The sequence below is a fragment of the Azospirillum sp. B510 genome (assembly GCF_000010725.1).
Classification (GTDB): domain Bacteria; phylum Pseudomonadota; class Alphaproteobacteria; order Azospirillales; family Azospirillaceae; genus Azospirillum; species Azospirillum lipoferum_B.
This window is the reverse complement of sequence record NC_013855.1, coordinates 1,308,400-1,332,962: the sequence shown is the minus strand read 5'-3', so window position 1 is coordinate 1,332,962 and position 24,563 is coordinate 1,308,400. Positions and strand designations below refer to the sequence as shown.

Below are 24,563 nucleotides of genomic sequence, written 5' to 3'. Positions count from 1 at the left end.
GCCGGGGAAGGGCAGGGGGCCGCTCCTTGCATGGAACGCGTCCATTCGCTGTTCGGCACCATCACCCTGCGCTGGCGGCTGGTCATCGCCTTCCTGTCGGTGAGCGCCTTTCCCGTGCTGATCGCCAGCCTCGTGGTGGCGGATCTCGTCTCCGGCCTCTTCAGCGAGAATCTGGAGCGATGGCTTCAGGACGCCGCGATGTTCGTCACCCAGCGCGCCGTCGACGAGCAGGGCGAGACGCGGCAGGCCGCCGGCGTCGTCGCCGCCAGCCTCGCGAAGGAGGCCGGCGTCATCGACGAAAAGCTGGTCGAGATATCCGCCGGGTTGCTGACCTCGGTCGGTTACGATTCGGTGGCGATCTATCGCGACGACGGGACGATCCTGTTCAGCCGCGGCCTGCTCGGCGACGGCAAATGGCTGCCCCACCGCCAGCGCAGCCGCTTCTTCGTCGTCGACGATCACGGTCGCAAGATCCTGCTTCTGGGATCGGCGCGGCGCTTTCAGCATGATGGGCAGACCTATTTCGTCTTCGTCGGCGACCGCTGGGACGGGACGATGATCAACATCGCCGGCGTCAGCCAATCGCTGAGGATTCAGGTCTACGCGATCGCCGATGGAAAAGGGGCCTTCGTCACCGCCGGCTCGGACAAGCAGGCCGAACTTCCGCCGGTCGTTGTGGAGAAGCTGACGGCGGGCGCCCCCGGCGCCATCGCGAAATTGTTTCCGTCGGACAATTTCGCCACCGGCTTCGCCGCCCTTCGCGATACCGACGGCGGCCTGATGGGGGTGGTCGTCTGCCGGATGTCCGACCAGATCGCCATGATGTCCCATGTCCGCACCCTGGAGTTGTTCGTTCTGTTGGTGGTTGTCGCCGGCGGGATCTCGCTGGTCGTCGCCCTGTCCCTGTCGGCGCTGATCTCCCGTCCGCTCAACAGCCTGACCCAGGCGCTGCGCCGGGTGCATGAGGGCGATTATTCGACGCGGGTGCCGGTACAGGGCGGGCGTGAGCTGGAACAGCTCGCCGTCGGCTTCAACAGCATGACGGGACAGCTCGACACGCTGCGCCGCCGCGAGGACATGGTGCGCCGGCGGGAGAAGCTCGCCATCCTGGGCGAGGCGGCGGCGGTCATCGCCCATGAGATCCGCAACCCGCTCGGCATCATCAAGACCTCCAGCCAGGTGCTGCGCATGAAGTCGCAACCGCCCGAGGCGTCCGACCGGCTGATCGGCTTCGTGCTGGACGAGGTCGGCCGCATGGAGGCGCTGGTGCAGGAATTGCTGGACTATGCCCGGCCCAAGGCGGCGATGCGGCAGGTCGTCGACCTTGGCGCCGAACTGCGGAACGTCCTGGAATTCATCGCCGCCGAGATGTTCCGCCGCCGTGTCCTTCCCAAGGTGGAACTGCCCGACGGTCCGCTTCCGGTGCAGGGCGATCCCTCCCAACTGCATCAGGCGCTGCTCAACATCCTGCTGAACGCGATGGAGGCGATGCCGGACGGAGGAGCGCTGAGCGTGACCGCCCTGCGCGAAGGGGACGAGGTGGCCGTCAGCATCGCCGACACCGGTGTCGGGATCCCCGAGGATCTGCGCGACCGCGTCTTCGAACCCTTCGTGACGACCAAGCGGCGGGGAACCGGCCTGGGGCTGGCGCGGGTGCAGGACATCATGGAGCGCCATGGCGGGAGCGTCCATTTCGTAAGCGCTCCCGCGGTCGGAAGCACCTTCATCCTCCGCCTGCCCTTGATGTCGGAGATGGAGGAGGAGCGGTCATGATCCTGATCGTCGATGACGAGGTCCGCCTGGCCGAAGTGACGGCGGTGGCGCTGGAGGCCCGCGGATTCGCCGCCCATTTCGTCGAGTCCGCCGTCGCGGCGCTGGATTGGATCGATGCGAACCATGTCAGCCTGATCCTGACCGACCTGCGCATGCCGGGAATGGACGGCCGGGCGCTTCTCGCCGCGCTCCAGGCGGCGCGGCCGGAGATTCCGGTGGTGATCGCCACCGCCTACGCCTCGGTGCCCGATGCGGTGGCGCTGGTGCGCGAGGGGGCGTTCGACTATGTATCCAAGCCCTTCGAGATCGACGATCTCGTCGCCACCATCGAACGGGCGCTGAAGCTGAAGCAGGCCGAGGCGGACAACCAGCGCCTGCGCGAGGAGCTGCGCGAGAAGTATGATTTCGGCAGCCTCGTCGGAACCAGCGAAGCCTTCCAGTCGGTGCTGCGGCAGATCACCGAGGTATGCGACAGCCGGGCGACGGTCCTGCTGCAAGGGGAGAGCGGAACCGGAAAGGAGCTGGTCGCCCGCGCCATCCACGACAACAGCCCCCGCTCCAACAAGCCCTTCATCGCGGTGAACTGCGCGGCGATTCCGGACAACCTGCTGGAAAGCGAGCTGTTCGGCCATGTGAAGGGCGCCTTCACCGGGGCGGTCGCCAACCGGGAAGGACGGTTTTCCGCCGCGCATGGCGGGACGCTGTTCCTCGACGAGATCGGCGACATGCCGCTGCCCCTCCAGGTCAAGGTGCTGCGCGCGATCCAGGAGCAGAGCTTCGAGATGGTGGGCAGTACCCGGTCCCTGTCGGTCGATGTGCGTTTCATCGCGGCGTCCCACCGCGATCTCCGGCGCGAGGTCGAACGCGGAACCTTCCGCGACGACCTCTATTACCGTCTGAACGTGTTTCCCATCCATCTCCCCGCCCTGCGCGAGCGCACCGACGACATCGAGGATCTGGCCGTCCATTTCCTCGACCGTCACGCGAAATCGATGAGCAAGCGGTTGAAGGGCTTCAGCCGCGCGGCGCTGTCGGCGATGACGGCCTATCACTGGCCGGGAAACATCCGGGAACTCCAGAACTGTGTGGAGCGCGCGGTCATCGTCGCGCGCGACGCGGTGGTCGAGGTCAGCGACCTGCCCGACTATATCTTCGAGGACCGGCCGCCGATCGGCCAGACAACCAAGGTGCCGGCGGATCTTGATGCCGAGCTGGAGCGGATCGAGCGCAAGTTCCTCACCGATGCCTTGCAGGAAAGCGGCGGCGTGCAGGCCGATGCGGCGAAGAGGCTGGGCATCACCGAGCGGAGCCTGTGGCATCGGGTGAAGAAGTTCGGCATCCGGGTCCGCAAGCAGATGGACTGAGGCCGGCGGAAGCCGGCCCCAGTCCTTGTCGAGGCTTGTGCGCTTGGGTGGCGGTGCTTACGCCGGCACGGCGTGTTCAGGGACCGACAGGTCGCGGGCCTCCAGTTCCGCCAGCAGCACGGCGAGGCGGTTGGCGGCGGCCTGGACCTCCGCCTCGTCGTACCAGCCGGGCTTGGGATCGAGGTCGGTGCGCGCGATGGGCCTGTCCCCCCGCACCTTCACCAGATTGACGATCTCGTTGGGATCGTTGACCAGATCATACATCTCCCATTCCAGCAGGCGCGGGTTCGACGGGTCGAAATAGCGCGACAGCTTGGCCTCCTTGGTCCGCACGCAGCGGATGTGGTTGGGCTGGCGCACCGGTCCGGGGGCCAGGCCCGGCACCTCCTTGGCGCCGTGGCCGCCGGTGCGCACCGCCTCGACCGTCTGGCAATAGACCTCGAACGCGCCGAAATAGTCCGGCTCGGTGAGCCGGCCGCCCTTGGTCGGCTCCGTCACCTCGTCGTCGGTGATGAAGAGCACGCCTTCGCGGACCCGGCCGCCGGGATAGGTGACCGGCGTGCCCGGCACCTTCAGCGTCGGGGTCAGGTCGACGCCGGGCAGCGGCGCCATGCGGTGACGCTCGGCCAGTTCGGCCTCCGCCTTCTCCAGCGCCTCGGGGCCGACGCCGGTCAGCCCGAGGATGGTGGGCACGAGGTCGGCATGGCTGGTCACCGCGTCGACATGGGTCAGCCCGTCATCGCTGCGCATCGACGGCGGGAATTGTACCACCATCGGCACATGCACGGCCTCCTGATAGGCGACGTGCCATTTCTCCAGCATCATGTTGTGGGCGGCGCCCAGTTCGCCATGGTCGGCGACGAACAGCACGATGGTGTTTTCGGCCTGCCCGCTCTCCTCCAGCGACTGGAGCACGCGGTTGATCTGGGGATCGACCTGGGAATGCAGCCAGCCATAGAATTGCAGGAATTCGATGCTGTACTGCTCCGGATGTTCGGAAAGCTGGAACGGAATGGTGAATTTCAGCGCCAGCTTCACCGCCGCCGACCAATCCTCCCGCCCGACTCCGGTATCGGGCTTTCCGTCATCATGGCCGTTGGTGATGCCTTGGACCGCGCCGTGGCTCGCCTTGGCCGACAGGGCCAGACCGATCTTGTAGGCCGCGTCGAACTGGCAGACCGGCTTGCTCGACAGATCCTCGTCCCAGGTCGGGATGGGGCCGGCGCAATCCTGCGGGAAGCCCTGCGGATTGAGCGGGATCGTCATGGTGCCTTCGTTCGGCGGGAAGGAGGATTGCCCCTGGTCGGGCACATCCAGCGGGCCGAACGCCGATTGCGGCTTGTCCTGCGCCCCCTGCGCCTCGGTCTGCGGCAGGGCCTGGGAGACCACCGTCGGGTAGGTGGCGATGTCGTGGGGGTTGGTGAAGGACACCACGGCGAACCAGGGACGCTGCGTCGCGTCGATGGCCGGCGACTCCTGCTCGCCGCGCGCTTCCGCCGCCGAGGTCGCGTAGTCATAGGGCAGGGCCAAGCCGCGGCGGCGCAGGAACAGGCAGGCGTTGTCGGCGAATCCGGGATCGCGATAAATGCCCAGATTGTTGATCGCCGCCCCGTGCGGTTCGGGATAGGACAATTCCCAATCGGAAAACCCGAAGCGGTTCAACGAATGGCCGGGCGGATTGCTGACATGCCATTTGCCGAAATAATGCGAGGAATAGCCGACGGCCCGCATCCAGTGGCCCAGGGTGGGATAGCCGTTGGCCTGCAACCAGGGGAAGGTCGGCGTGTTGCCGTCCTTGAACATGCCGTCGGTCTGGGTCACGCCGGTGCGGGTGCCGTATTGGCCGGTGAACATCACCGCCCGGCTGGGGGTGCAGGCGCTCGACGCGATGGTGTGGTTGTGCAGCGCCACCGCGTTCCGCCGCAGCCGGGTCAGGCCGGGAAAATACTCGGCATAGGGATTGCCGCTGACATCCGCCGGTCCCCGGAACCCCAGAATCTCCTTCAGCGGCTCGGCAAACCCGCCTTCGGGGCCATAGGAGAAGCGCGGATAGCGGTACTGATCGACGACGATCAGCAGGATGTTGGGGTGCTGGGCGGTGGATTTCTCGGACATGAGTATGTGTTCCTTCACGGCATGGAGGGAAGGCTTCGAGGAAAAGCTATCTTTTCAGAGAATCAGGATCCGGATTTTCGGATCCTGAATTGAACTCATTCGTGGTTATTTAATAAAATCGATATTAATTAGATAACAATTAATCAGTCAACCATAGTTATTTTATAAGATCGGGCATTTTTCAGTATTTATTGAAGACGAAGGTATGATTTATTGGAGACGCCCGGACTTAAGAATGATTATTATTATTGATGCGGACGCCTTTGCACGCACTGGCATGTTTGGCGCCTGCTATGTGAAATTCCAGTCCAGGTTGTCGGTGTGATGCGTGGCCAAGTCGTCGCTGCACACTTCCGCAGCTTCCGGTTGGTGTTTTCCGGCGAGCATTTTTAATAAGCGGTGTTGTTTGTCTACCAATCGCGAAAAAATTTGTGTGAAATCATGTTGACCTCCAGTCGGCAGCTGGGCTTAATCGTCCGCCTTATAACCTTCGTGCCGGAGAGCATCATGAGTGGACGGGATCGGCGGGGCGGATTTGGTATCGGGCGCCGGATGGTGATCGGTGCGGCGGCCGCCATGACGGCGGCGGTCGCCCTCGGCGTCGGCTCCCTTCCGGTCTCGACGGCGCTGGCGCAGGACGCCCGCGGGGGCGGCACGCTCAGCATCATTCTTCAGCCGGAACCGGTGACGCTGACGCCCTCCACCAACATGGCGCAGCCGACCCAGGTGGTGGCCGGCAACATCTTCGACGGTCTGGTCAGCTATGATTTCGACCTGAAGCCGAAGCCGGCGCTGGCCGAGCGCTGGGAGGTGGCGCCCGACGGATTGACCATCACCTTCCACCTGCGCAGCGGTGTGAAATGGCATGACGGCAAGCCCTTCTCGGCCGCCGACGTGAAATGGTCGCTGGAGAACATCTGGAAGACCATCCACCCGCGCAACAAGTCACTGTTCGAGAATGTCACCCAGGTCGACACCCCGGACGACGCCACCGTCATCCTGCGCCTGTCCAAGCCGTCGCTGCCGATCCTGTCGGTGCTGAACGGCGTCGGCGCCCCGATCCTGCCCAAGCATCTGTACGAGGGCACGGACATCCTCAACAACCCGTACAACAACAAGCCGGTCGGCACCGGCCCCTTCGTCTTCAAGGAGTGGAAGCGCGGCGAATATGTCGAACTGACGCGGAATCCCGACTACTGGGAGGCCGGCAAGCCCTATCTCGACCGGTTGCTGTTCCGCATCATCCCCGACGCCGCCGCCCGCGCCGCCGCCATCGAGAAGGGGGAGATCCAGTATGCCCCCTACAACCCGGTGCCGTTCCGCGACGCCGAGCGCCTGTCCAAGCTGCCGAGCCTGAAGGTGGACACCCGCGGCTATGAATGGCTGTCGCCGCTGCTCTATCTCGATTTCAACGTCGAGAACCCGTATCTGAAGGATGTGCGGGTGCGCCGGGCCATCGCCCACGCCATCGACCGCGCCGCCCTGGCGAAGATCGTCTGGTTCGGCTACGCCAAGCCGGCGATCAGCCCGGTGCCGTCGTCGCTCGTCACCTTCCACAACACCAAGCTGCCGCAATACCCCTTCGACGTGAAGAAGGCGGAGGCGCTGCTGGACGAGGCCGGCTTCAAGCGCGACGCCAACGGCGTCCGCTTCACCCTGACCCATGATTTCCTGCCCTATGGCGACGATTACCGCCGCACCGGCGAGTTCCTGAAGCAGGCGCTGAAGCGCGTCGGCATCGAGGTGACCATCCGCTCGCAGGACAGCGCCGCCTTCATCAAGCGCGTCTATGTCGACCGCGATTTCGATTTCGCCATCTCCTACAACAACGCCTTCCCCGATCCGCAGATCGGCGTCGTCCGCGCCTTCTGGTCGGGCTGGCTCGGCACCGGCACGCCCTGGACCAACGGCTCGGGCTACCGCAACGCCAGGGCCGACGCGCTGATCCAGGAGGCCGGCGTCGAGGGCGATCCGGCCAAGCGCGTCGCCGAGTTCAACGAGTTCCAGGACATCGTGCTGGGCGACGTGCCGTCGCTGCCGCTGCTGGAGCTGAACTTCTTCTCGGTCTATTCGGCCAATCTCCAGGGCATCGTCGAACAGGGCGATCAGGTCTATTCGTCGCTGAAGAACGCCCGCTTCACCGGCACCCCGAAGGCGAACTGACTCGGCCGTGCTGACCTATCTCAGGCGCAGCGCCGCCCAGCTGGTCTTCGTCCTGCTGGGCATCGCGCTGATCAACTTCTTCCTGCTGCATCTGGCGCCCGGCGACGCGGCCCAGGTGCTGGCCGGCGAATCCGGGGCGGCGACGCCGGAGTACATGGAGGCGCTGCGCCGCCAGTTCGGGCTGGACCAGCCGCTGTACATCCAGTTCCTGCGCTATCTCGGCAACCTGCTGACCTTCGACCTCGGCTATTCCTTCCGCCAGTCGCTGCCGGTGTCGGAGCTGATCCTGCAACGGCTGCCGGCGACGCTGCTGCTGATGGGGACCGCCATCGGCTTCGCGCTGGTCGCCGGCTGCTCGCTGGGATTCCTCGCCGCCCGGCGGGCGGGGAAGCTGACCGACACGGTGATCTCCATCGTGGCGCTGCTGTTCTACGCGACACCGGTCTTCTGGGTCGGCATCATGCTGATCGTCGTCTTCTCCGTCATTCTCGACTGGCTGCCGGTCGGCGGCATGACCAGCGTCGAAGCCAACCTGAGCGGCCTCGCCCTGGTCGGCGACGTGGCGGCCCATCTGGTGCTGCCGGCGGTGACGCTCGGGCTGTTCTACCTCGCCATCTACGCCCGGCTGATGCGGGCGGCGATGCTGGAGGTCTATGGCCAGGATTTCGTCCGCACCGCGCGGGCCAAGGGGGTGCGGCCCCATCGCATCGCCTGGCGCCATGTGCTGCGCAACGCCCTGCTGCCCATCGTCACCACGCTCGGCGTCCAGCTCGGCTCCATCCTCGGCGGGGCGGTGCTGGTCGAGACGGTGTTCTCCTGGCCGGGGCTGGGCCGGCTGGCCTTCGCGGCGCTGTTCCAGCGCGACCTCAACCTGCTGCTCGGCATCCTGTTCTGCTCGTCGGTGGTGGTGGTCCTCGTCAACATCGCGGTCGATCTCGTCTATACGCTGCTCGACCCCCGCATCGAACTCGGCTGACCGATGGCGCTTCCCGACACCGTCCCCCTGCCGCCGGCGCGGACCGACATCCGCGACCGGACCATCGGCCGGCTGCTGCGCCGTCCGTCGGCGCTGATCGGCCTGATCCTGCTGGCCGGCATCCTCGCCATGGCCGGCTTCGCCGACATCGCCTTTCCCGGCGATCCGCTCGACATGGCGGGGATGCCGCTGCTGCGCCCCGGCGACGCGGCGGAGTTCGCGCTCGGCACCGACATGATGGGCCGCGATCTGGCGTCCGGCATCTTCCACGGCGCCCGCGTCTCGCTGCTGATCGGCGGGGTGGCGGCGCTGGTCTCGCTGGTGATCGGCATCGGCATCGGCGCGCTGGCCGGCTATTACGGCGGCCGGGTCGACCGGGCGCTGATGCGGGTGACGGAGCTGTTCCAGACCATCCCGCCCTTCCTGTTCACCCTCGCCCTGGTCGCCATCCTGCAACCCTCCATCGCCACCATCACCACGGCGATCGGCATCACCTCCTGGTCGGGGCTGGCGCGGCTGGTGCGGGCGGAGGTGCTGCGCCTGCGCAACAGCGAACTGGCCCAGGCGTCGATCATCCTTGGGGCGTCCGATGCCCGGATCATCGTCCTGCACATCCTGCCCAACGTGCTGGCGCCGGTGATCGTCTCGGCCTCCATCCTGGTGGCGACCGCCATCCTCACCGAATCCTCGCTGTCCTTCCTCGGGCTCGGCGATCCCAACGTCGTCAGCTGGGGCGGCATGGTCGGGGCGGGGCGCGAGGTGATCCGCACCGATCCGCATGTCGCCGCCATTCCCGGCGTGGCCATCGTCGTCGCCGTGCTGGCGCTGAACCTGCTGGGCGACGGCCTGAACGACGTGCTGAACGGCAAGGGGGAACGGCGATGAGCGAGCCCGTCCTGTCCGTCGATGGCCTGTCGATCGGCTTCCGGACCCGGCGCGGCCAGCTGCCGGCGGTGCGCGACCTGTCCTTCTCGGTCGGGCGCGGCGAGATGCTGGCCATCGTCGGCGAGAGCGGCTGTGGCAAGTCGTTGACCGCGCTGGCCCTGCTCGGCCTCGTGCCGCCGCCCGGCCGGGTCACCGGCGGATCGGTGCGGCTGGAGGGCCGGGACCTGCTGGCGCTCGACGAGGCGGCGCTGCGCCATCTGCGCGGCGCCCGCATCTCGATGATCTTCCAGGAGCCGATGACCGCGCTCAACCCGGTGCTGACCGTGGGCGAGCAGATCATGGAGGCGATCCTCGAACATGAGGCGGTGGGCCGCAAGGCGGCGCGCGAGCGGACGCTGGCCCTGCTGGAGCGGGTGCGCATCCCCGATCCGGCCCGGCGCTTCGCCGAATATCCGCACCGCCTGTCGGGCGGCATGCGCCAGCGGGTGATGATCGCCATGGCGCTGGCCGGCGCGCCCGCCGTGCTGGTCGCCGACGAGCCGACCACCGCGCTCGACGTCACCATCCAGGCGCAGATCCTGAACCTGATCGACGAGCTGCGGCGGGAGCGGGGCACCGCCGTGGTCTTCATCACCCATGACCTCGGCGTGGTATCGCGCCATGTCGACCGCGTGCTGGTGATGTATGCCGGCTGCAAGGTGGAGGAGCGCGATACCCGCGACCTCTTCGCCGATCCCTTCCACCCCTACACCCAGGGGCTGATCGCCGCCCAGCCGCGGGGCATCGCCGCGCGGCCGCAGGCCGGGAGCGGTCCGGCGGGTCTGGCACGGGAACGTCTGACCGAGATCCCCGGCGCGGTGCCGGCGCTGGCGGCGATGCCGCCCGGCTGCGCCTTCGCCCCGCGCTGCCCGCTGGCCGACGCGCGCTGCGCCCAGGCCGTTCCGCCGCCGCGCCCGGCCGGCAGCGGCCTCGTCGCCTGCCATCATGCGGGAGAGAGCCATGCCATCTGACGCCGCTCCGGCCGCCGCGCCCGTCCTGTCGGTCAGCGGGCTGTCGGTCGATTACGCGACTCCACGCGGGATGGTCCATGCCCTGGACGACGTGTCCTTCGACCTCGCCCCCGGCGAAACGCTGGGGATCGTCGGCGAATCCGGCTGCGGAAAATCGACGCTGGCGCGGGCGATCGTCCGGCTGACCGAGCCCAGCGCCGGCACCATCCGGCTGGGCGGCGCCGACATCACCCGCGCCTCCCGGCGGCAGTTGCGGGCGGCGCGGCGCGACCTCCAGATGGTGTTGCAGGATCCGGCGGCCTCGCTCGATCCGCGCTGGACGGTGGGCGAACTGCTGGCCGAGCCGCTGGCGATCCACGGCATCGGCAACCGCGCCGAACGGCGGGCGCGCGTCGTCGACCTGCTGGGCAAGGTGGGATTGCCGCCCGAGGCGGCGTCCCGGCGTCCGCACGAGTTCTCGGGCGGCCAGCGCCAGCGTATCGGCATCGCCCGCGCGCTGGCGTTGGAGCCGAAGATCGTGGTGCTGGACGAGCCCGTTTCGGCACTCGACGTCTCGGTCCAGGCCCAGATCCTGAATTTGCTGACCGACCTCCAGCGGACGCTGGGCGTCAGCTTCCTGTTCATCGGCCATGACCTGTCGGTGGTGGAATACATCTCCGACCGGGTGGCGGTGATGTATCTCGGCCGCATCGTCGAGCTGGGCGACCGCGACAGCCTGTGGCGCCGCCCGGCCCATCCCTACACCCGCGCGCTGCTCGACGCCGCGCCGAGGATCGACGGACCGGTGGTGCCGGGTGGGGCCGGATTGGCCGGCGACACGCCGAGCCCGTACGACCTGCCGCCGGGGTGCCGTTTCCACACCCGCTGTCCCATCGCCGCCGACCGCTGCCGGCAGGAGGTCCCGGCATTGCGGGCGCTGTCGCCCGGGCACAGCGTCGCCTGCCATTTCGCCGATGACGGCGGAGAGCCCGCGTCGGCGGCGGGGCTCGGCACCGGCATCTGAGCGGCGGTCGGTCAGCGGTCCGGAACACCCAGCAGATGGGCGGCGAGCGCCTGCGGCAGGTCGGCGGTGCCGGCGAGATGGCGAACCCCGTCGACCGCGGCGGCGCCGGCCAGCCCGAAGACCGTCTTGCCCAGCCGCAGCCCCAGCGCCACCTCCGACAAGGTGCCATAGCTGTCGCCGACCGCGATCAGGCACTGGCTGGCCTGGGCGATCAGCGCGTTGCGCGCCTCGCCGATGCCCGACGCCAGCACGATCCCGGCATGGGGGTTGGCGGTGGCGGGGTCGGCCCCCGGCAGCAGGGCGATGCTCAGGCCGCCGGCTTGCGAGGCGCCGCGGCAGGCCGCTTCCATCACCCCCTGGCGGCCTCCGCACAGCAGAGTGAGCCCGCTGCGTGCGAGACCGGCGCCGGCGGCCTCGGCGGCGGCGAGGACGGCTGCGGTCGCCTCGTTCGGCCCGATCACCCCGACCGGCGCCCGCAGCGGATGGCCGCTGAGCGTCTGGAGCCAGCGCAGCGCCTGTTCCGGGTCGAGCGGTTCCGCCCCGGCGGGCGCCGGGCCGGTGGTCCAGCCGCGGCTGGCGGGATCGAAGAGATGGCCGGCGTGGTGCAGCCGGTTGGCGGCGCGGTCAAGTTCGAACATGGTGGTCGGCCTCGGAACGGGCGGCGGCGATCTCCGCCACCGCCATCAGGAAGGAACAGACGGCCAGCAGCAGCACCGACAGGGCGGCGGCCAGCGGGAAATCGGCGCCGGCATCGGCGATCAGGCTGTAGAGCCGCAGGGGAAGGATGTTGAGCTGGGTGCCGACCAGGGCCAGCGCCGTGCCATAGGCGCCGAAGGCCACCGCCGTCACCAGCGCGAAGGAGGCGAGCACGGTGGGCGCCACCTGCGGGGCGAGGATGTCGATCAAGGCGCGCAGCCGGCTGGCCCCCATCGATTCCGCCGCTTCGGTCTGGCGGTGGTCGAAATTGGCGAAGACCGGCAGCAGCGTCAGGATCACGCGCGGTGTCAGGAAATAGCTGTAGGCCAGCACCAGACCGGGCCGGTCATAGAGGAAGGCGGCGATCGCGGCCGGGTCGGCGCCCAGCTCCGCCAGCAGCAGCGTGGCGAAGCCGGCACGGCCGAGCAGCAGGATGAAGCCGTAGGCGACGATCAGGCCGGAAAAGGTCAGCGGCAGGGCGATGACCACCTGCAACAAGGCGCGCCGCGCCGGCGGCAGCCGGGCGAGATGCAGGGCGACGGCGACGCCCAGCACCACCGCGACCAGCCCGGCTTCCAGCCCGAGCAGCAACGAATTTCCCAAGGCCGCCAGCAGGTCGCCCTGGCCGAGGACGCGCTGGAAGGCGTCCCCGGCCAGCGCCTGCCAAACCACCGTGCCCAGCGGCAGCAGGAAGAAGAGGATCAGCACCGCCAGACCCGGCAGCGCGAGCGGCAGCAGGAGAACGGGCGATCTGCTCATGATCCCTGACCTTGCGATGCGATGCCGTGGGCGGAACGGTTCATTTGCCGAGCGCCGCCTTGGTCCAGCCGGCATCGACCGCCGCCTTGCGCTCGGCCGCCAGCTTGACGTCGAGGGGGCGGACCTGCGGGGCCGGCGGCAGCTTCGCCGCGATGTCGGCCGGCAGGGCGACGCCGGGCACCGACGGGCGGACATAGCCCTCGGCGAAGATCGCCTGGCCCTTGGCGCTCATGATGAAGTTCAACCACAGCTTGCCGGCGTTCGGGTTGGGGCCGTTCTTCACCAGGCTGATGCCATAGGGGGCGGCGGCCGACGCCTCGGCCGGGATGACCACGGAGACGGCGTCGCCCAGCCCGTCGGTGTGCTTGGCCTTCAGCCCGTCATTCTCGTAGGAGATCCAGATCGGAATCTCGCCCTTGACGAACTTGGCGTAAGGGGTGGTGCCCTCGACCCGCATCACGTTGCCCGACTTGTGCAGGCGGGCGAAATAGTCGAAGCCGGGCTGGAGATTGTCCATGTCGCCGCCATTGCCGAAATTGGCGGCGAAGCTGATCACCTGCCCGATGCCGGTGGAGCGCGGGTCGAGATAGACGACGCTGTTCTTGTATTCGGGCTTCAGCAGGTCGGCCCAGCTCCTCGGCACCTCCTTCACCAGCTTGGTGTTGACGACGAAGGCGACGGTCAGCGAATGGATGGTGAACCATTTGCCGTCGGCATCGCGGAACACCTCCGGCAGCGTGTCGAAATTCACCGGCTTGAAGGGGGCGACGACATCCTTGGCCATGGCGTCGAAGGCGGAGGCGGCGAAGTAATAGGCGGTGTCGGCCTGCGGGCGGTTGCGCGCCTTGTCGAGCGCCACCACCGTCGCGGCGGAGCCGAGATCATTGTAGGTCATTTCGACGCCGGGATAGCGCTTCTTGAAGGCGGCGAACTCCGCCGCCCAGTTGGCCCAGGTCGGGCCGGTGTCGAAGGAGACGACCAGCCCCTCCTTCAGGGCCTGCTCATAGAGGGCGCGCTCGCCCTGATAGAGCTCCTCGCCGGTGGTGACCGCCTCGACGGTGGTGGCTTGGGCCAGGGCGGTGCCGGTGGTCGGCAGGGCGGCGGTCATCAGGCCGGCAGCCGACAGGGCGACCGCGGTGATCAGGCGTTTCATCAGGTCGGGCCTTTCCAGGGAGGCCGGCGGGATCGGCCGGCGGGGGAGGGGTTTGCAATGCCGGTCAGGCGGGCAGGATGCGCAGGCACTCCGGCGGGATTTGAACCGACCGGATGTCGGCGCGGGACAGGGTCTCGCCCAGGATCGTGCCGCCCGGCACGGCGAGGTCGTAGCGGCGCAGCGAACCGAGGAAGCGGTCGCGGACCAGCGTCCCGGCGAAGCGGTTGACGGCATCGTCGGGCGGGTCGATGCGGATCGCCTCCGGACGCGCCAGCAAGGTGACGCTGGTTCCAACCGCGCGGCCCTCGGTGGCGCAGGCCAGCGGCCCGATGGCGGTCTCCACCAGATCCGCTCCGCGCACCCTGCCGTCGAACAGGTTGGCGTGGCCGACGAAGCCGGCGACGAAGCGGTCGGCCGGACGGTCGTAAAGCTCCTGCGGGCTGGCGAGCTGGAGCAGGGCGCCGTCGCGCATCACCGCGACCTTGTCGGCGATGGACAGCGCCTCCTCCTGGTCGTGGGTGACGTGCAGGGTGGCGATGCCATGTTCGCGCTGCACCGCGCGGATCTCGTCCCGCATCGCTGCGCGGTGGGCGGCGTCCAGCGCCGACAGCGGTTCGTCCAGCAACAGGGCGCCGGGGGCGAAGACCAGGGCGCGGGCGAGCGCCACCCGCTGTTGCTGGCCGCCGGACAACTGGCGGGGATGACGGTCGGCCAGCCCCGCCAGGCGGGTGCGTTCCAGCGCTTGACCGGCCCGGCGCAGCCGCTCGGCCCGGCCGACGCCGCGCAGCTTCAGCGGATAGGCGACATTCTCCAGCGCCGTCATGTGGGGGAACAGGGCGTAATTCTGGAAGACGATGCCGAGATTGCGCAGCCGCGGCGGCACCCCGGTCATGTCGGCCCCGGCGATATGGATGCGTCCGGCCGCCGGGCTGAGGAAGCCGGCGATCAGCTTCAGCAGGGTGGATTTGCCGCAGCCAGACGGACCGATGACGGCGCAGAACTCGCCCGGCGCCACGCCGAGGCTGACGCCATCGAGGCCGGCCGCGGCGGTGGGGTAGCGGAAGGCGAGGGAGTCGACGATGACGCTCATGACGGCGTCCCTTTCCTGGAGGGAAGCCCGCGCCCGGCCGTGGCCGAGGCGAGGGCGGACAGGACGGCCAGCAGCAGCAGCACCATGGTGCCGGCGCAGGCGAAGCCGGTGGCGCCGTAGAAGGCCTGGAGCAGCACCACCGGATAGGGGCGGGAGAGGAAACCGGCGATCAGGTTGGACAGCTGGAACTCGCCGATCGACAGCGCGGCCACCATGATCAGGCCGGAGGACAGGCTCTGGCGCAGGCTTGGGACCACCACCCCGAACAGCCGCTGGCGGAAGCCGGCGCCCAGCGATTCCGCCGCGGTTTCCAGCGTGGCGAGGTCGAGATGGCGCATGTCGGCGACCAGCGTCTGCATCAGGTAGGGCAGGGTCGTCACCACATGGCCGGCGACCAGCAGCCAGCCGCTGCCGAGGAAGGGCAGGCTGTCCGACGAGAACACCAGGATGAAGCCGAAGCCGAGAACCAGCGGCGGCGCCGCCACCGGCAGCAGGAACAGGACGCGGGCGGCGGCGCGCACGCCATGGCGGGACGCGCCATAGATGGCGTAGGCGAGCGGCACGCCGATGAGCGCCGTCACCGCGCAGGTCGCGGCGCAGACGGTCAGGCTGACGGTGAGGGCCCGGCGGAAGCTCGCATCCGACCAGACCTGCCCATACCATCCGGTGGTCAGGCCGCTGGGCAGCAGGCTGTTGGTCCAGGACTCCCCAACCGACCCGATGGCGAGCAGGAGGATGGGGGCGGCCAGATACAGCAGGTAGAGGGCGGTGACGATGGGCATGTTGCGCCGGGCTGGTGTAAAATTTCGATCACAATCTGATCGTTTTCTTACATACCACGGCTCGATGATCCTTTTGTGACCACGAGGCTGCAATTCAGGGACAGCGTCGTTGAATGGGGCCGTCTTTGGAAGGCGGCGTCCCGCGCTTGGCGCGCCGCCCCGCTTGTCAGCCCATGCCCTGTGCTGTAAAGAATTGATCGTTTTCTTCCACAACCACCCGGCGCGGGATTTGGGCGGCATGATGATGAACGGTAACGCCGACGACCGGGAACACGGCCTTCCCCAGCGGCAGCGGGAAATCCTGGCACTGATCCGGGACCGGGGATTCGTGACCATCGAAGCCCTGTCGGAGCATTTCGCGGTGTCCGACCAGACCATCCGCCGGGACATCATCCGGCTCGATGGCGCCGGCCTGCTCCAGCGCTTCCATGGCGGCGCCGGGGTGCGCGACCAGACCGTCCGGCTCGGCTATGTCGAGAAGCAGACCATCGCGCCCCAGGACAAGGAACGGATCGGCGCCGCCGTCGCGGCACTGGTGCCGGACGGGGCGTCGGTCTTCCTCGACGTCGGCACGACGGTGGAGGCGGTGGCGCGTGCCCTGCGCGGCAAGCGGCGCCTGCATGTCTTCACCAACAGCCTGTCGGCCGGCAGTCTGCTGGCCGGCCGACCCGGCATCGACGTCTTCGTGACCGGCGGCGTCGTGCATGGCGCCGACGGCTCGCTGGTCGGCGACGCGGTGATCGCGACGCTGGAGCGCTGCCGGCTCGATCTGGCGGTGATCGGCATTTCCGGCTTCGACGAGGATGGCGCGCCGATGGATTTCGACATGCAGAAGATCGGCATCAAGCGGGTCGCCATGGCCGCCGCGCGCCGGTCCGTCGCGGTGGCGGATGCCGGGAAATTCGCGCGCTCGGCCATCGTCCGCATCGCCCCGGCCGGCGATTTCGGGCTTCTGGTCACGGATGCCGAGCCGCCCGCCCCTCTGGGCCGGGCCTTCGAGAGGGAGCGTCTCGCCGTTCACGTCGCCGGCGCGGAGGCGTGAACGGCAGGTGGCACGCGGCGCCGGTGCCGGCGTGGGCCGCGTGCCCGTCGTTGGGGCCTCACCCGGCCTGCAAGGTTCCGACGAAACGGTCGACCTGCGACTGGAGGTCGTGGACGCTCCGCTCCAACTGCTGGATGCCGCCATGCAGACTTGCCGCGGCGGTGCCGTTGCGCTGGGCGGCGTCGGCGACGGTGTGGACATTCTGGCGCAGCCGCTCGGTTCCCTGGGCGGCCTGCTGAACGGCGCGGCTGATTTCCGTCGTCGCCGAATTCTGCTGCTCCACGGCGGCGGCGATGGAGGCGCTGATGCCGCTCAACTGCCCCATGACGCGGGAGATGTCGCCGATCCTGCCGGCGGCGTCGCCGGTCGAGGCCTGGATGGCGCCGATCAGGGCGGAGATTTCCTCCGTCGCCTTGGCGGTCTGGCCGGCAAGGTTCTTCACCTCGGTGGCCACCACGGCGAAGCCCTTGCCGGCCTCGCCGGCGCGGGCCGCCTCGATGGTGGCGTTCAGCGCCAGCAGATTGGTCTGGCCGGCGATGGAGGTGATCAGGGTCAGGACGTCGCCGATCCGCCCGGCATCGCCGACCAGCCGGTCCATGATGTCCACCGTGTTGGCGACCTGACGGCTGGCGCCGGTCGATTCGGTTTGCGAGCTCTGGGCCTGGACCGAGATTTCGCGAATCGACGCGGCCAACTGCTCCACCGCGGCGGCGACGGTCTGGACATTGCCGCTGACCTCCTCGGCCGTGTGGGCCACGGTCTGGCTGACGGAGGCGTTCTCCCCGGCGCTGGCGGCGACCTCGCCGACCGACAGGCTCATCGACGCCGCGGTCTCGTTGACGCCGGCCAGCAACCGTCCGACATCGCGGTCGAAGCTCTCGGCGACCGACGCCAGCGCCTGCCGCCGTTGCAGTTCGCCCGCTTCGCGCAGGCGGCCCTGCTCGGCCTCCAGCCGCCGCCGCTCAAGGGCGTTCTCCCGGAAGGTCTCGACCGCCAGGGCCATCTTGCCGACCTCGTCCTCGCGGCCGATGGCCGGGATTTCGACCTCGGTCCCGCCGGAGGCGAGCGTGCTCATCACCCCGGTCATCTGGGCGATCGGCCGGGTCACGCTGCGGACGATGACGCTGAGCACCCCGCAGACCACCAACACCGCCAGCAGGGCCGCCAAGGCGATGATGGCGGTGGTGGAGCGGATGTCGTCCTGGATGCGCCCGGTCGACAGCCGCACCTGGATCGTGCCGATCTCCGCCGCCTTGGCGCCATCGCCGCGCAGGATGGGGGCGCTGCCCAGGATCTCGGCGGCGGAGGGGGCGGACGCGCCGCCATGGGCGGCGAAGAGTTTGCCGCTCTTTTCCTTGATCGCGCTGCCGAGATAATCGGGATCGGCCGCCAGTGCCGCCAGCAGGGCCGTCGCCGCGTTGGAGTCCATGTTCCACAGCGCCTCGCTGGCGCCGCCGGCGAGCGCGGTTGCGATCATTTGCGCGCGGTCGGCAAGGCCGTTGCGGGCCACGCTCATGTTCATGTAGGCGACCCCCGCCATCGCGGCCAGGGCAAGAACGATGAACAGGGCGGCGATGGGCGCCAGGACGCGGACCATGAGATTGCGACGGTAGAGTCCGAACATCGCTACTCCTTATTCGCAGCCGCATCCGCAGCGGCGATCCTTCGTTACTGCGCCGAAGACAGGTGCTGTTTCTGGAGGGTGCCGACATCGATCTTCTTCAGCCCCTCGGCGAAGATCGCCGCCCATTTGCGGCCCTCCGGCTTGGTGTTGAAGGCCACATGCAGCGTCTTCGATTCCAGCGCCGGTCCGAACTCCACCTTGCCCTGGAGCGGCTGCAGATCGGCACTGTTGCGCATCAGGTAGGAGAAGACGTAGCGGTCGATTTCCGCCGCCTGGATGCGGCCGGCGGCCACCTTGCGGATGTTGGTGGCGTCGTCCACCACGGCCTCGGGCTTCAGGCCGGCGGTGATGGCTTCGGTCACCGGCTTGGCGTTCACATAGCCGCTGACGACGCCAAGCTTCAGGCGCGCCAGCCCGGCGGGGGTGGTGTCGGAGATGCTGGCGCCAGCCGGAACGATGAGGCCGAGCGGGCTCTCACCAATCGATTCGGAGAGAGAAAAGCCGTCGAGATCGGCCGGATATTCCGGGAAATAGCCGACGACGCCCGGTTCCTCCTTGGCATTGTGGACGGCACGCTGCCAGGGCAGCACCTCGATCTCGACATTGTGGCCCATCGCCTTGAAGGCTTCGCGAACCACGATGGCTGAAAAACCGTTGTCCGGCAGGGAGCCGGAATAGGGCGGCCATTCCAGGGTCGTCAGACGAACCGTGTCCGCCTTCGCCCCGATGGTGGCGGTCAGCAGGACACCTGCCACGACAAGGCCCAAACCCGCAATTCTTCCAATCATGGCGACACTCCGGTTAAGCCCGGCCCGAATGGCGGGGGCGGAAGGAAAACGGATATCGAATGGTATTATCTGACGAGACGATCCCGCTTTTTTGATTAAACGCTTATTAAAATCTTCTTTCCTGTCAATGTATTCACGGAAAATTCATCATTGAACAATAGATCAATGAAATAATCCGCACCCATTCATTGTGTTTCATTTCGATTTCCTGTTTCATGAATCTGTCATTTTTGGAACATGCCGGCGCAATCGATTTCTGTCACGGTGCGGTAAGATCGATCGCAGCAGGGTGGGATCCGGTGCCGTTTCTTCTCGTCTTGATGTTGGTCCTGGCGACGCTCTCGTCCGGCAAGGCGGAAACCCCGGCCGACCGGCAGTTCGCCATTCTGTTCAACAACACCAAGACCGATGGCGGCTTCAACGAGCTGGCTCTGCGCGGCCTCGCGCGCTTCAAATCCGAAACCGGCATCGATGTCCGGGAAAACATCGTCCGGACGGAGGAGGAAAGCCTCCGCTCGATGCGGACCTTCGCGCGGTTCGGCATCCGCAACATCCTGCTGACCGGCTTCGTCAACGAGACGGCGCTGTCCGTCGTCGCCCGGGAATTTCCGGATCTGCATTTCACCCTGATCGATGGCCGCGTCGATTTGCCGAACGTTCGCTCGGTTCTGTTCCGTGAGGAGGAGGCCGCCTATCTCGTCGGCATGGCCGCCGGACTGGCGAGCCGCGGCGGGACGGTCGGTTTCGTCGGCGCCATACCGATTCCGCCGATCCGGCGCTTCGAGTGCGGTTTCGTCCAGGGTGCCATGTCCGTCCGCCCGTCCGTCAGGATTATCCGGCGCTTTCTCGGCGACGGGCCGAACGCCTTCCGGGACAAGGAGGCGGCGCATGGCGTGACCGAGCGGTTGCTCGGCGACGGCGCCGACGTGGTGTTCGCCGCCGCCGGCTATGCCGGCATCGGCGTGCTGGAGACGATGGCCGCCGCCGGGCGCCTCGGAATCGGCGTGGACACCGACCAGAACGGCCTGTTTCCCGGCCATGTCCTGACCTCGGCGCTCAAGCGTGTCGATGTGGCCGTCTATCTCGCCATGAAGGACGCCTATGACGGCAGATGGACCGCCGGCGTGCAGACGCTGGGGCTGGCGGAGCGGGGGGTGGACTGGGCAAGGGACGAGGCCAACGCGGCGCTGATCGCCGGCCTGGAGCCGCGGATCGAGCGGGCCGCGGCGGAGATCGCCGCCGGATCGCTGGCGGTGGAACCGGCCGATACCGCCACGGCCTGCCGATGAGCCGCAGGACTTCCGGTCCGGCCGGCCTCCTTCTCCGGATGGCGGCCTCCATCCCGAACAGCCTGATGGTGCGGACCGTCGGGCTGATCTGCCTTCCGCTGCTGTTCGCGGTCGGTCTGGCCGTGGCGGTGGCGATCAGCTATTCCAGCTGGGATTCCCGGACGGCGCTGGAGACCAGGGCCAGGCAGACGGTCGCGATCCTGGCGGGCGGGGTCGGTGACGCCTTGTGGAACGTCGATCGGCCGGCGGCGCAGGCCATCCTGCGGCCCTTGTCGGAGGATCCCGATTTCGTCGGGGTGGTCATCACCGAAAGGGGCGGGTCGGTCTTCCTCGCTCTGGGCGATTCGGCCCCGGCGCATGGCGGGCTGATCATCGAGCGGGTCACGCTGAACAGGCTGGCCGTGGAAGGCCCAGCCGGTCTGCGCCATGAAGGCCAGGAGATCGGACAGCTGGAGCTTCGCCTGACGACGGCGCGGGCGGAGCGGACCATCGACAACCGCGCCTGGACCATCGCGCTGAGTGGCTTCGGCCTGCTTGTCGTGGTGTGCGGCCTGCTGGCGATGATCGTCCGCGGCGTGACCGCGCCGATCCGGCAGATGACCGATGGCATGGCCGTGCTGGCCGCCGGGCGGGTCGATGTGGATATCCCCCGGACCACGCGCCGGGACGAGATCGGACGGATGGCGGTGGCGCTCGCCACGCTGAAGCGACACGCGGCCGAACGCCTGGACTTCATCGAACGCCAGTCCCGCCACATGGAGGTGATCGAAGAGATCGTCGCCACACGAACCGAGGAGTTGAGCGCCGCGCTGGACACCCTGAAGCGGGCGCAGGATGAGCTGATCCGGTCGGAGAAGCTGGCGGCGCTCGGCGGCATGGTCGCCGCGATCGCGCATGAGGTCAACACGCCGATCGGCAACGGCCTGACGGTGGCGACCACCCTGTCGGAGAAGGTCGCGGAGTTCCAGGCGGTTCTTCAGGGCAAGGAACTGCGCCGGTCGGTCATCCGCGACTATTCGGACAGTTTCGGCACGGCCAGCCAGCTGCTGGTCGGCAATCTGCTGCGCGCATCCGAGCTGATCGGCCGCTTCAAGCGCGTCGCCGTCGACCAGACGGGCGAGCTGCGCCGCAGCTTCGAACTCGCCGAGGTGTGTGGCGAAATCGTCGCCATGCTGCGGCCGACCTACAAGCATTCCCCCGTTTTCATCGAGCTGGCGCTGCCCGGCGGCGTGATGATGGACAGCTTCCCCGGCGCCTTCGGTCAGGTGATGACCAACCTGCTGGCGAATGCCATGCTGCACGCCTTCGCCGACGGGACGCAGGCGGGAAGCATCACCGTCTCGGCGCGGATGGAGCGGGACGGTCGCCATGTCGCGGTGACGGTGACCGACGACGGGGCGGGCATCCCGGCGGCGGTCCTGCCGCGCATCTTCGATCCGTTCTTCACGACCAAGCTCGGGTCCGGCGGCAGCGGGCTCGGCCTGCACATCGTCTATGCCATCGTCACGCGGGTTCTCGGCGGCACGGTGGCGGTGGAAAGCCGGATCGGCCGGGGAACGCGCTTCACGCTCCTGTTGCCGTTGGAGGCACCGCGTCAACGCCAGACCGACCCCGCCGACGGTCCCGAAACCGCGACGGTGTGACGGTGCCCCGCGCGGTCAGGACGCCGCGCCGACCGCCTGGGCCGACGCCCTGTCGAGGATCCAATGCTCGAACCGGTCGGCCGGCATCGGCCGGGCGTAGAGGAAGCCCTGCACGGCGTCGCAACCGAGCGAGCGCAGGATTTCCTCCTGTTCGGTCGTCTCGACCCCTTCGGCGATGACGGTCATCCCCAGCTCGTGCCCCACCTTGACGATGGTGGCGGCGATGCTGCGGCTTTCGGGCAGCCGGCCGAGGTCGGTGACGAAGGAGCGGTCGATCTTGAGGACGGAGGCCGGCAGCTGCTGCAACCGTGACAGCGAGGAATAGCCGGTGCCGAAATCGTCGATGGCGATGCTGAACCCCATGCCGCGCAGGGTCCGGACCATGGCGAGGACCTGGTCGTTCTCCATGGCTTGGCTTTCGGTGATCTCCAGCTCGATGTCGCGCGGATCGGCATTGCAGGCCGACAGGATGCGTTCGGCGGTGCGGACGAAGGTCCCGTCGCGCAGCTGGCGCACCGACACGTTGACCGCCATGCGCAACCGTCCGATGGCGCCGTCGCGCCAGCGCACCTGATTGAGGCAGGCCTGCCGCAATACCCATTCGCCCAGACGCAGGATATGGCCGGCATCCTCGGCGACCGGAATGAAATGATCGGGCCTGACCCAGGTCCCCTCCGGCAACTGCCAGCGCAACAGCGCCTCGCTGCCGAAGGCGGTTCCGTCCGACAGGGAGAATTGCGGCTGGTATACCAGGGAGAATTGCCCGCTGGCCTGCGCCTCCGCAAGGCGGCTGACCAGCGAGAGCCGCCCCTGCAACTCCGCCTCCATCGCCGAGTCGAAGCACAGGATCCGACCGCGTCCGCCTCGCTTGGCGCCTTTCAGGGCCATGCCGGCCCGGCGGACCAGCCGGTCGACATCGGTCTCCCCGTCGCCGGCCAGGACATATCCGGCGGAAATCCGGGTATCGATGGGATGTCCGTTGATGGTGAAGGGGTCGACGAAGCAGAGTTCGATGGCCTGGAGCAGGCTCCGCGGATCGGCCGGCGGCTTCAGCCAGGCCAGCACCCCGAACATGTCGCTGGCGATCCGGCTGACCGCCTGCGGTTCGCTGAAGACCGAGCACAGCCGGTTCGCCACCGCCAGCAGCAGCCGGTCGCCGGTTTCATGGCCCAGCCCGTCATTGACCGCCTGGAAATGATCGAGATCGAGAAGCAGGACGACCAGCCTGCCGCCCGGCGGCGGCGGGCTGGCGAGCCGGCGGCCGATCTCCTCATGGAAGAGGGCGCGGTTGGGAAGCTTGGTCAGCGGGTCGTAGTAGGCGAGCGAGCGGACATCGTCGAGCAGCGACACATTGTCGAAACCGAGCGCCACGTTGGAGCAGAAGACTTCCAGCAGACGCCTGCCGTCCGGTCCGACATCCCGGCCGGTCGCGACATAGATGGCGAGATCGTCGCCGGACTGTCCGGGGATGTAGAGGACGGTGGCCTTTTCCAGATAGAGGCTCCGCCTGGTCTCCAGCGCCGACGCGATCAGGCCGCGCAGCCGTTCGTCGTCCATCCGGCTCAGATGCGTGCCGGACAGGTGGCGGAACGGCCCGGCCGCCGCCAGGATGACCGGCTCGCCGCCATCCCCGCTCCTCATCGCCGTCTCCGTCGCCGCGGCGGGCGAGGTGACCCGGGCGAGGACGAAGCCGCTCGCCTCGATGTCGAGAAGGCCGCTCAATTGGAGCAGGGTGCCCTCGCAGAAGGATCGCAGGGAGCTGCGCCGGAACAGCCCGGCCGAGGCCGCGATGATCCGCTCCAGCCCCTGGCGGCTCAGCTCCAGGGCGTGGATGTGGCTGTAGGCGCGCAACGCCGTGTACAGCGAGGTCAGCAGCCGGATGCGCGTCAGTTCCGATTTGGTCCGGTAATCGTCGATGTCATAGTCGCGGATCACCGACAATTCCGGGGCGTAGCCCGGCTGGCCGGTGCGCAGGATGATCCGCACCGCGGTCAGCTTCAGCTCCTCCCGGATGATGCGGACGAGCTTCAGCCCGGCATCCGGCGTCTCCATGACGACGTCGAGCAGGACGATGGCGAAATCGTCGTCCCGCCGCAGGATCGCCTGGGCTTCAGCCGCCGATTTCGCATGGGTCATCTCGAGCCGGCGGCCGAGAATCTCGACGTCGCGCAGCGAGTATTTCGTCGATTCATGGACGATGTCGTCGTCGTCGACCAGCAACAGGCGCCATACCCTGCCGGTGGCGGGACCATCAATCTGTTCATCATCGTCGATGATGTCCAGGATGTCGTTTTCGCTAGACGATTCCATCGGCAGCAGCCCGGCCCGCACCTGTTCCTTCGATATCAATCTATCGATCGAAGGGGTGTCGGTTCGTGACGGATGCTTGAAGGTTTCATGACGGGCGC

At 67.9% G+C, this 24,563-nt stretch carries 19 protein-coding genes; 10 read left to right on the top strand and 9 right to left on the bottom strand.

Annotated elements, in window-relative coordinates; translation table 11 throughout:
* Positions 1-30 precede the first annotated feature (30 nt).
* Both AZL_RS20855 and AZL_RS20850 read left to right on the top strand, forming a co-directional pair.
* Complete coding sequence (locus AZL_RS20855; RefSeq protein WP_042444388.1) at positions 31-1,773, top strand: sensor histidine kinase; 1,743 nt, start codon at positions 31-33, stop codon at positions 1,771-1,773.
* Positions 1,770-3,137 (top strand): sigma-54-dependent transcriptional regulator, encoded by a 1,368-nt coding sequence (locus AZL_RS20850; protein WP_012976443.1) that lies wholly within the window; start codon positions 1,770-1,772, stop codon positions 3,135-3,137. The genes AZL_RS20855 and AZL_RS20850 overlap by 4 nt, the downstream gene beginning before the upstream one ends.
* A gap of 57 nt (positions 3,138-3,194) precedes the next feature.
* Here AZL_RS20850 and AZL_RS20845 read toward each other — a convergent pair whose 3' ends face one another.
* The gene (locus AZL_RS20845; RefSeq protein WP_042444386.1) at positions 3,195-5,252 is read right to left on the bottom strand and encodes a sulfatase-like hydrolase/transferase; all 2,058 of its coding nucleotides are present in this window, start codon (positions 5,250-5,252) and stop codon (positions 3,195-3,197) included.
* Positions 5,253-5,759: 507 nt separating this feature from the next.
* On the opposite strand from AZL_RS20845, the gene AZL_RS20840 reads away from it, so the two are divergent.
* Genes AZL_RS20840 through AZL_RS20820 form a run of 5 tightly spaced genes read left to right on the top strand, consistent with a single transcriptional unit; the run spans position 5,760 to position 11,289 of the window.
* Positions 5,760-7,415 carry an ABC transporter substrate-binding protein gene (locus tag AZL_RS20840; RefSeq protein ID WP_148219516.1) on the top strand — a complete coding sequence of 552 codons (1,656 nt, stop codon included), beginning with the start codon at positions 5,760-5,762 and terminating at the stop codon, positions 7,413-7,415.
* 7 nt (positions 7,416-7,422) lie between these two features.
* Positions 7,423-8,391, top strand: a complete 969-nt coding sequence (locus AZL_RS20835; RefSeq protein ID WP_012976440.1) for an ABC transporter permease — start codon at positions 7,423-7,425, stop codon at positions 8,389-8,391.
* A gap of 3 nt (positions 8,392-8,394) precedes the next feature.
* Positions 8,395-9,276 carry an ABC transporter permease gene (locus AZL_RS20830; RefSeq protein ID WP_012976439.1) on the top strand — a complete coding sequence of 294 codons (882 nt, stop codon included), beginning with the start codon at positions 8,395-8,397 and terminating at the stop codon, positions 9,274-9,276.
* On the top strand, positions 9,273-10,286 hold the full coding sequence (locus AZL_RS20825) for an ABC transporter ATP-binding protein (protein WP_012976438.1): 1,014 nt from the start codon (positions 9,273-9,275) through the stop codon (positions 10,284-10,286). Before AZL_RS20830 ends, AZL_RS20825 begins: the two co-directional genes overlap by 4 nt.
* Positions 10,276-11,289: an ABC transporter ATP-binding protein gene (locus AZL_RS20820; protein ID WP_173380506.1), complete on the top strand. Its 1,014-nt coding sequence runs from the start codon at positions 10,276-10,278 to the stop codon at positions 11,287-11,289. Before AZL_RS20825 ends, AZL_RS20820 begins: the two co-directional genes overlap by 11 nt.
* Before the next feature lie 11 nt (positions 11,290-11,300).
* Here the strand turns inward: AZL_RS20820 and AZL_RS20815 are convergent, their stop codons facing one another.
* The 5 genes from AZL_RS20815 to AZL_RS20795 all read right to left on the bottom strand — a co-directional run bounded on the left by AZL_RS20815 (position 11,301) and on the right by AZL_RS20795 (position 15,769).
* The gene (locus tag AZL_RS20815) at positions 11,301-11,927 is read right to left on the bottom strand and encodes a hypothetical protein (protein ID WP_012976436.1); all 627 of its coding nucleotides are present in this window, start codon (positions 11,925-11,927) and stop codon (positions 11,301-11,303) included.
* Entirely contained in the window at positions 11,914-12,744 is an 831-nt protein-coding gene (locus AZL_RS20810; protein WP_012976435.1) for an ABC transporter permease, read from the bottom strand. The genes AZL_RS20815 and AZL_RS20810 overlap by 14 nt, the downstream gene beginning before the upstream one ends.
* A gap of 40 nt (positions 12,745-12,784) precedes the next feature.
* Entirely contained in the window at positions 12,785-13,897 is a 1,113-nt protein-coding gene (locus tag AZL_RS20805; RefSeq protein ID WP_247894376.1) for an ABC transporter substrate-binding protein, read from the bottom strand.
* A gap of 64 nt (positions 13,898-13,961) precedes the next feature.
* Positions 13,962-14,987, bottom strand: coding sequence for an ABC transporter ATP-binding protein (locus AZL_RS20800; protein WP_012976433.1), 1,026 nt, complete (start codon positions 14,985-14,987; stop codon positions 13,962-13,964).
* On the bottom strand, positions 14,984-15,769 hold the full coding sequence (locus AZL_RS20795) for an ABC transporter permease (RefSeq protein ID WP_012976432.1): 786 nt from the start codon (positions 15,767-15,769) through the stop codon (positions 14,984-14,986). Before AZL_RS20795 ends, AZL_RS20800 begins: the two co-directional genes overlap by 4 nt.
* 238 nt (positions 15,770-16,007) lie before the next feature.
* Between AZL_RS20795 and AZL_RS20790 the strand changes: the two genes are divergently transcribed.
* Positions 16,008-16,811, top strand: coding sequence for a DeoR/GlpR family DNA-binding transcription regulator (locus AZL_RS20790; RefSeq protein ID WP_012976431.1), 804 nt, complete (start codon positions 16,008-16,010; stop codon positions 16,809-16,811).
* 58 nt (positions 16,812-16,869) lie between these two features.
* Here AZL_RS20790 and AZL_RS20785 read toward each other — a convergent pair whose 3' ends face one another.
* Together AZL_RS20785 and AZL_RS20780 are read right to left on the bottom strand one after the other, a co-directional pair.
* Complete coding sequence (locus tag AZL_RS20785) at positions 16,870-18,435, bottom strand: methyl-accepting chemotaxis protein (RefSeq protein ID WP_012976430.1); 1,566 nt, start codon at positions 18,433-18,435, stop codon at positions 16,870-16,872.
* Positions 18,436-18,479: 44 nt separating this feature from the next.
* The gene (locus AZL_RS20780; protein ID WP_012976429.1) at positions 18,480-19,223 is read right to left on the bottom strand and encodes a substrate-binding periplasmic protein; all 744 of its coding nucleotides are present in this window, start codon (positions 19,221-19,223) and stop codon (positions 18,480-18,482) included.
* Positions 19,224-19,522: 299 nt separating this feature from the next.
* On the opposite strand from AZL_RS20780, the gene AZL_RS20775 reads away from it, so the two are divergent.
* Both AZL_RS20775 and AZL_RS20770 read left to right on the top strand, forming a co-directional pair.
* Entirely contained in the window at positions 19,523-20,512 is a 990-nt protein-coding gene (locus AZL_RS20775) for a BMP family ABC transporter substrate-binding protein (protein ID WP_148219515.1), read from the top strand.
* 38 nt (positions 20,513-20,550) lie between these two features.
* Entirely contained in the window at positions 20,551-22,155 is a 1,605-nt protein-coding gene (locus AZL_RS20770; protein ID WP_012976427.1) for an ATP-binding protein, read from the top strand.
* Positions 22,156-22,170: 15 nt separating this feature from the next.
* On the opposite strand, the gene AZL_RS20765 is transcribed toward AZL_RS20770, so the two are convergent.
* The gene (locus AZL_RS20765) at positions 22,171-24,465 is read right to left on the bottom strand and encodes a putative bifunctional diguanylate cyclase/phosphodiesterase (RefSeq protein ID WP_042444714.1); all 2,295 of its coding nucleotides are present in this window, start codon (positions 24,463-24,465) and stop codon (positions 22,171-22,173) included.
* Positions 24,466-24,563: the final 98 nt, after the last annotated feature.

Bases quoted from the DNA above. Each gene is read 5' to 3' on its own strand.
- AZL_RS20800 (WP_012976433.1), bottom strand. From the start codon at position 14,987: ATGAGCGTCATCGTCGACTCCCTCGCCTTCCGCTACCCCACCGCCGCG.
- AZL_RS20795 (WP_012976432.1), bottom strand. From the start codon at position 15,769: ATGCCCATCGTCACCGCCCTCTACCTGCTGTATCTGGCCGCCCCCATC.
- AZL_RS20830 (WP_012976439.1), top strand. From the start codon at position 8,395: ATGGCGCTTCCCGACACCGTCCCCCTGCCGCCGGCGCGGACCGACATC.
- AZL_RS20850 (WP_012976443.1), top strand. From the start codon at position 1,770: ATGATCCTGATCGTCGATGACGAGGTCCGCCTGGCCGAAGTGACGGCG.
- AZL_RS20825 (WP_012976438.1), top strand. From the start codon at position 9,273: ATGAGCGAGCCCGTCCTGTCCGTCGATGGCCTGTCGATCGGCTTCCGG.
- AZL_RS20815 (WP_012976436.1), bottom strand. From the start codon at position 11,927: ATGTTCGAACTTGACCGCGCCGCCAACCGGCTGCACCACGCCGGCCAT.
- AZL_RS20790 (WP_012976431.1), top strand. From the start codon at position 16,008: ATGATGATGAACGGTAACGCCGACGACCGGGAACACGGCCTTCCCCAG.
- AZL_RS20810 (WP_012976435.1), bottom strand. From the start codon at position 12,744: ATGAGCAGATCGCCCGTTCTCCTGCTGCCGCTCGCGCTGCCGGGTCTG.
- AZL_RS20805 (WP_247894376.1), bottom strand. From the start codon at position 13,897: ATGAAACGCCTGATCACCGCGGTCGCCCTGTCGGCTGCCGGCCTGATG.
- AZL_RS20770 (WP_012976427.1), top strand. From the start codon at position 20,551: ATGGCGGCCTCCATCCCGAACAGCCTGATGGTGCGGACCGTCGGGCTG.
- AZL_RS20845 (WP_042444386.1), bottom strand. From the start codon at position 5,252: ATGTCCGAGAAATCCACCGCCCAGCACCCCAACATCCTGCTGATCGTC.
- AZL_RS20765 (WP_042444714.1), bottom strand. From the start codon at position 24,465: ATGGAATCGTCTAGCGAAAACGACATCCTGGACATCATCGACGATGAT.
- AZL_RS20780 (WP_012976429.1), bottom strand. From the start codon at position 19,223: ATGATTGGAAGAATTGCGGGTTTGGGCCTTGTCGTGGCAGGTGTCCTG.
- AZL_RS20785 (WP_012976430.1), bottom strand. From the start codon at position 18,435: ATGTTCGGACTCTACCGTCGCAATCTCATGGTCCGCGTCCTGGCGCCC.
- AZL_RS20820 (WP_173380506.1), top strand. From the start codon at position 10,276: ATGCCATCTGACGCCGCTCCGGCCGCCGCGCCCGTCCTGTCGGTCAGC.
- AZL_RS20840 (WP_148219516.1), top strand. From the start codon at position 5,760: ATGAGTGGACGGGATCGGCGGGGCGGATTTGGTATCGGGCGCCGGATG.
- AZL_RS20855 (WP_042444388.1), top strand. From the start codon at position 31: ATGGAACGCGTCCATTCGCTGTTCGGCACCATCACCCTGCGCTGGCGG.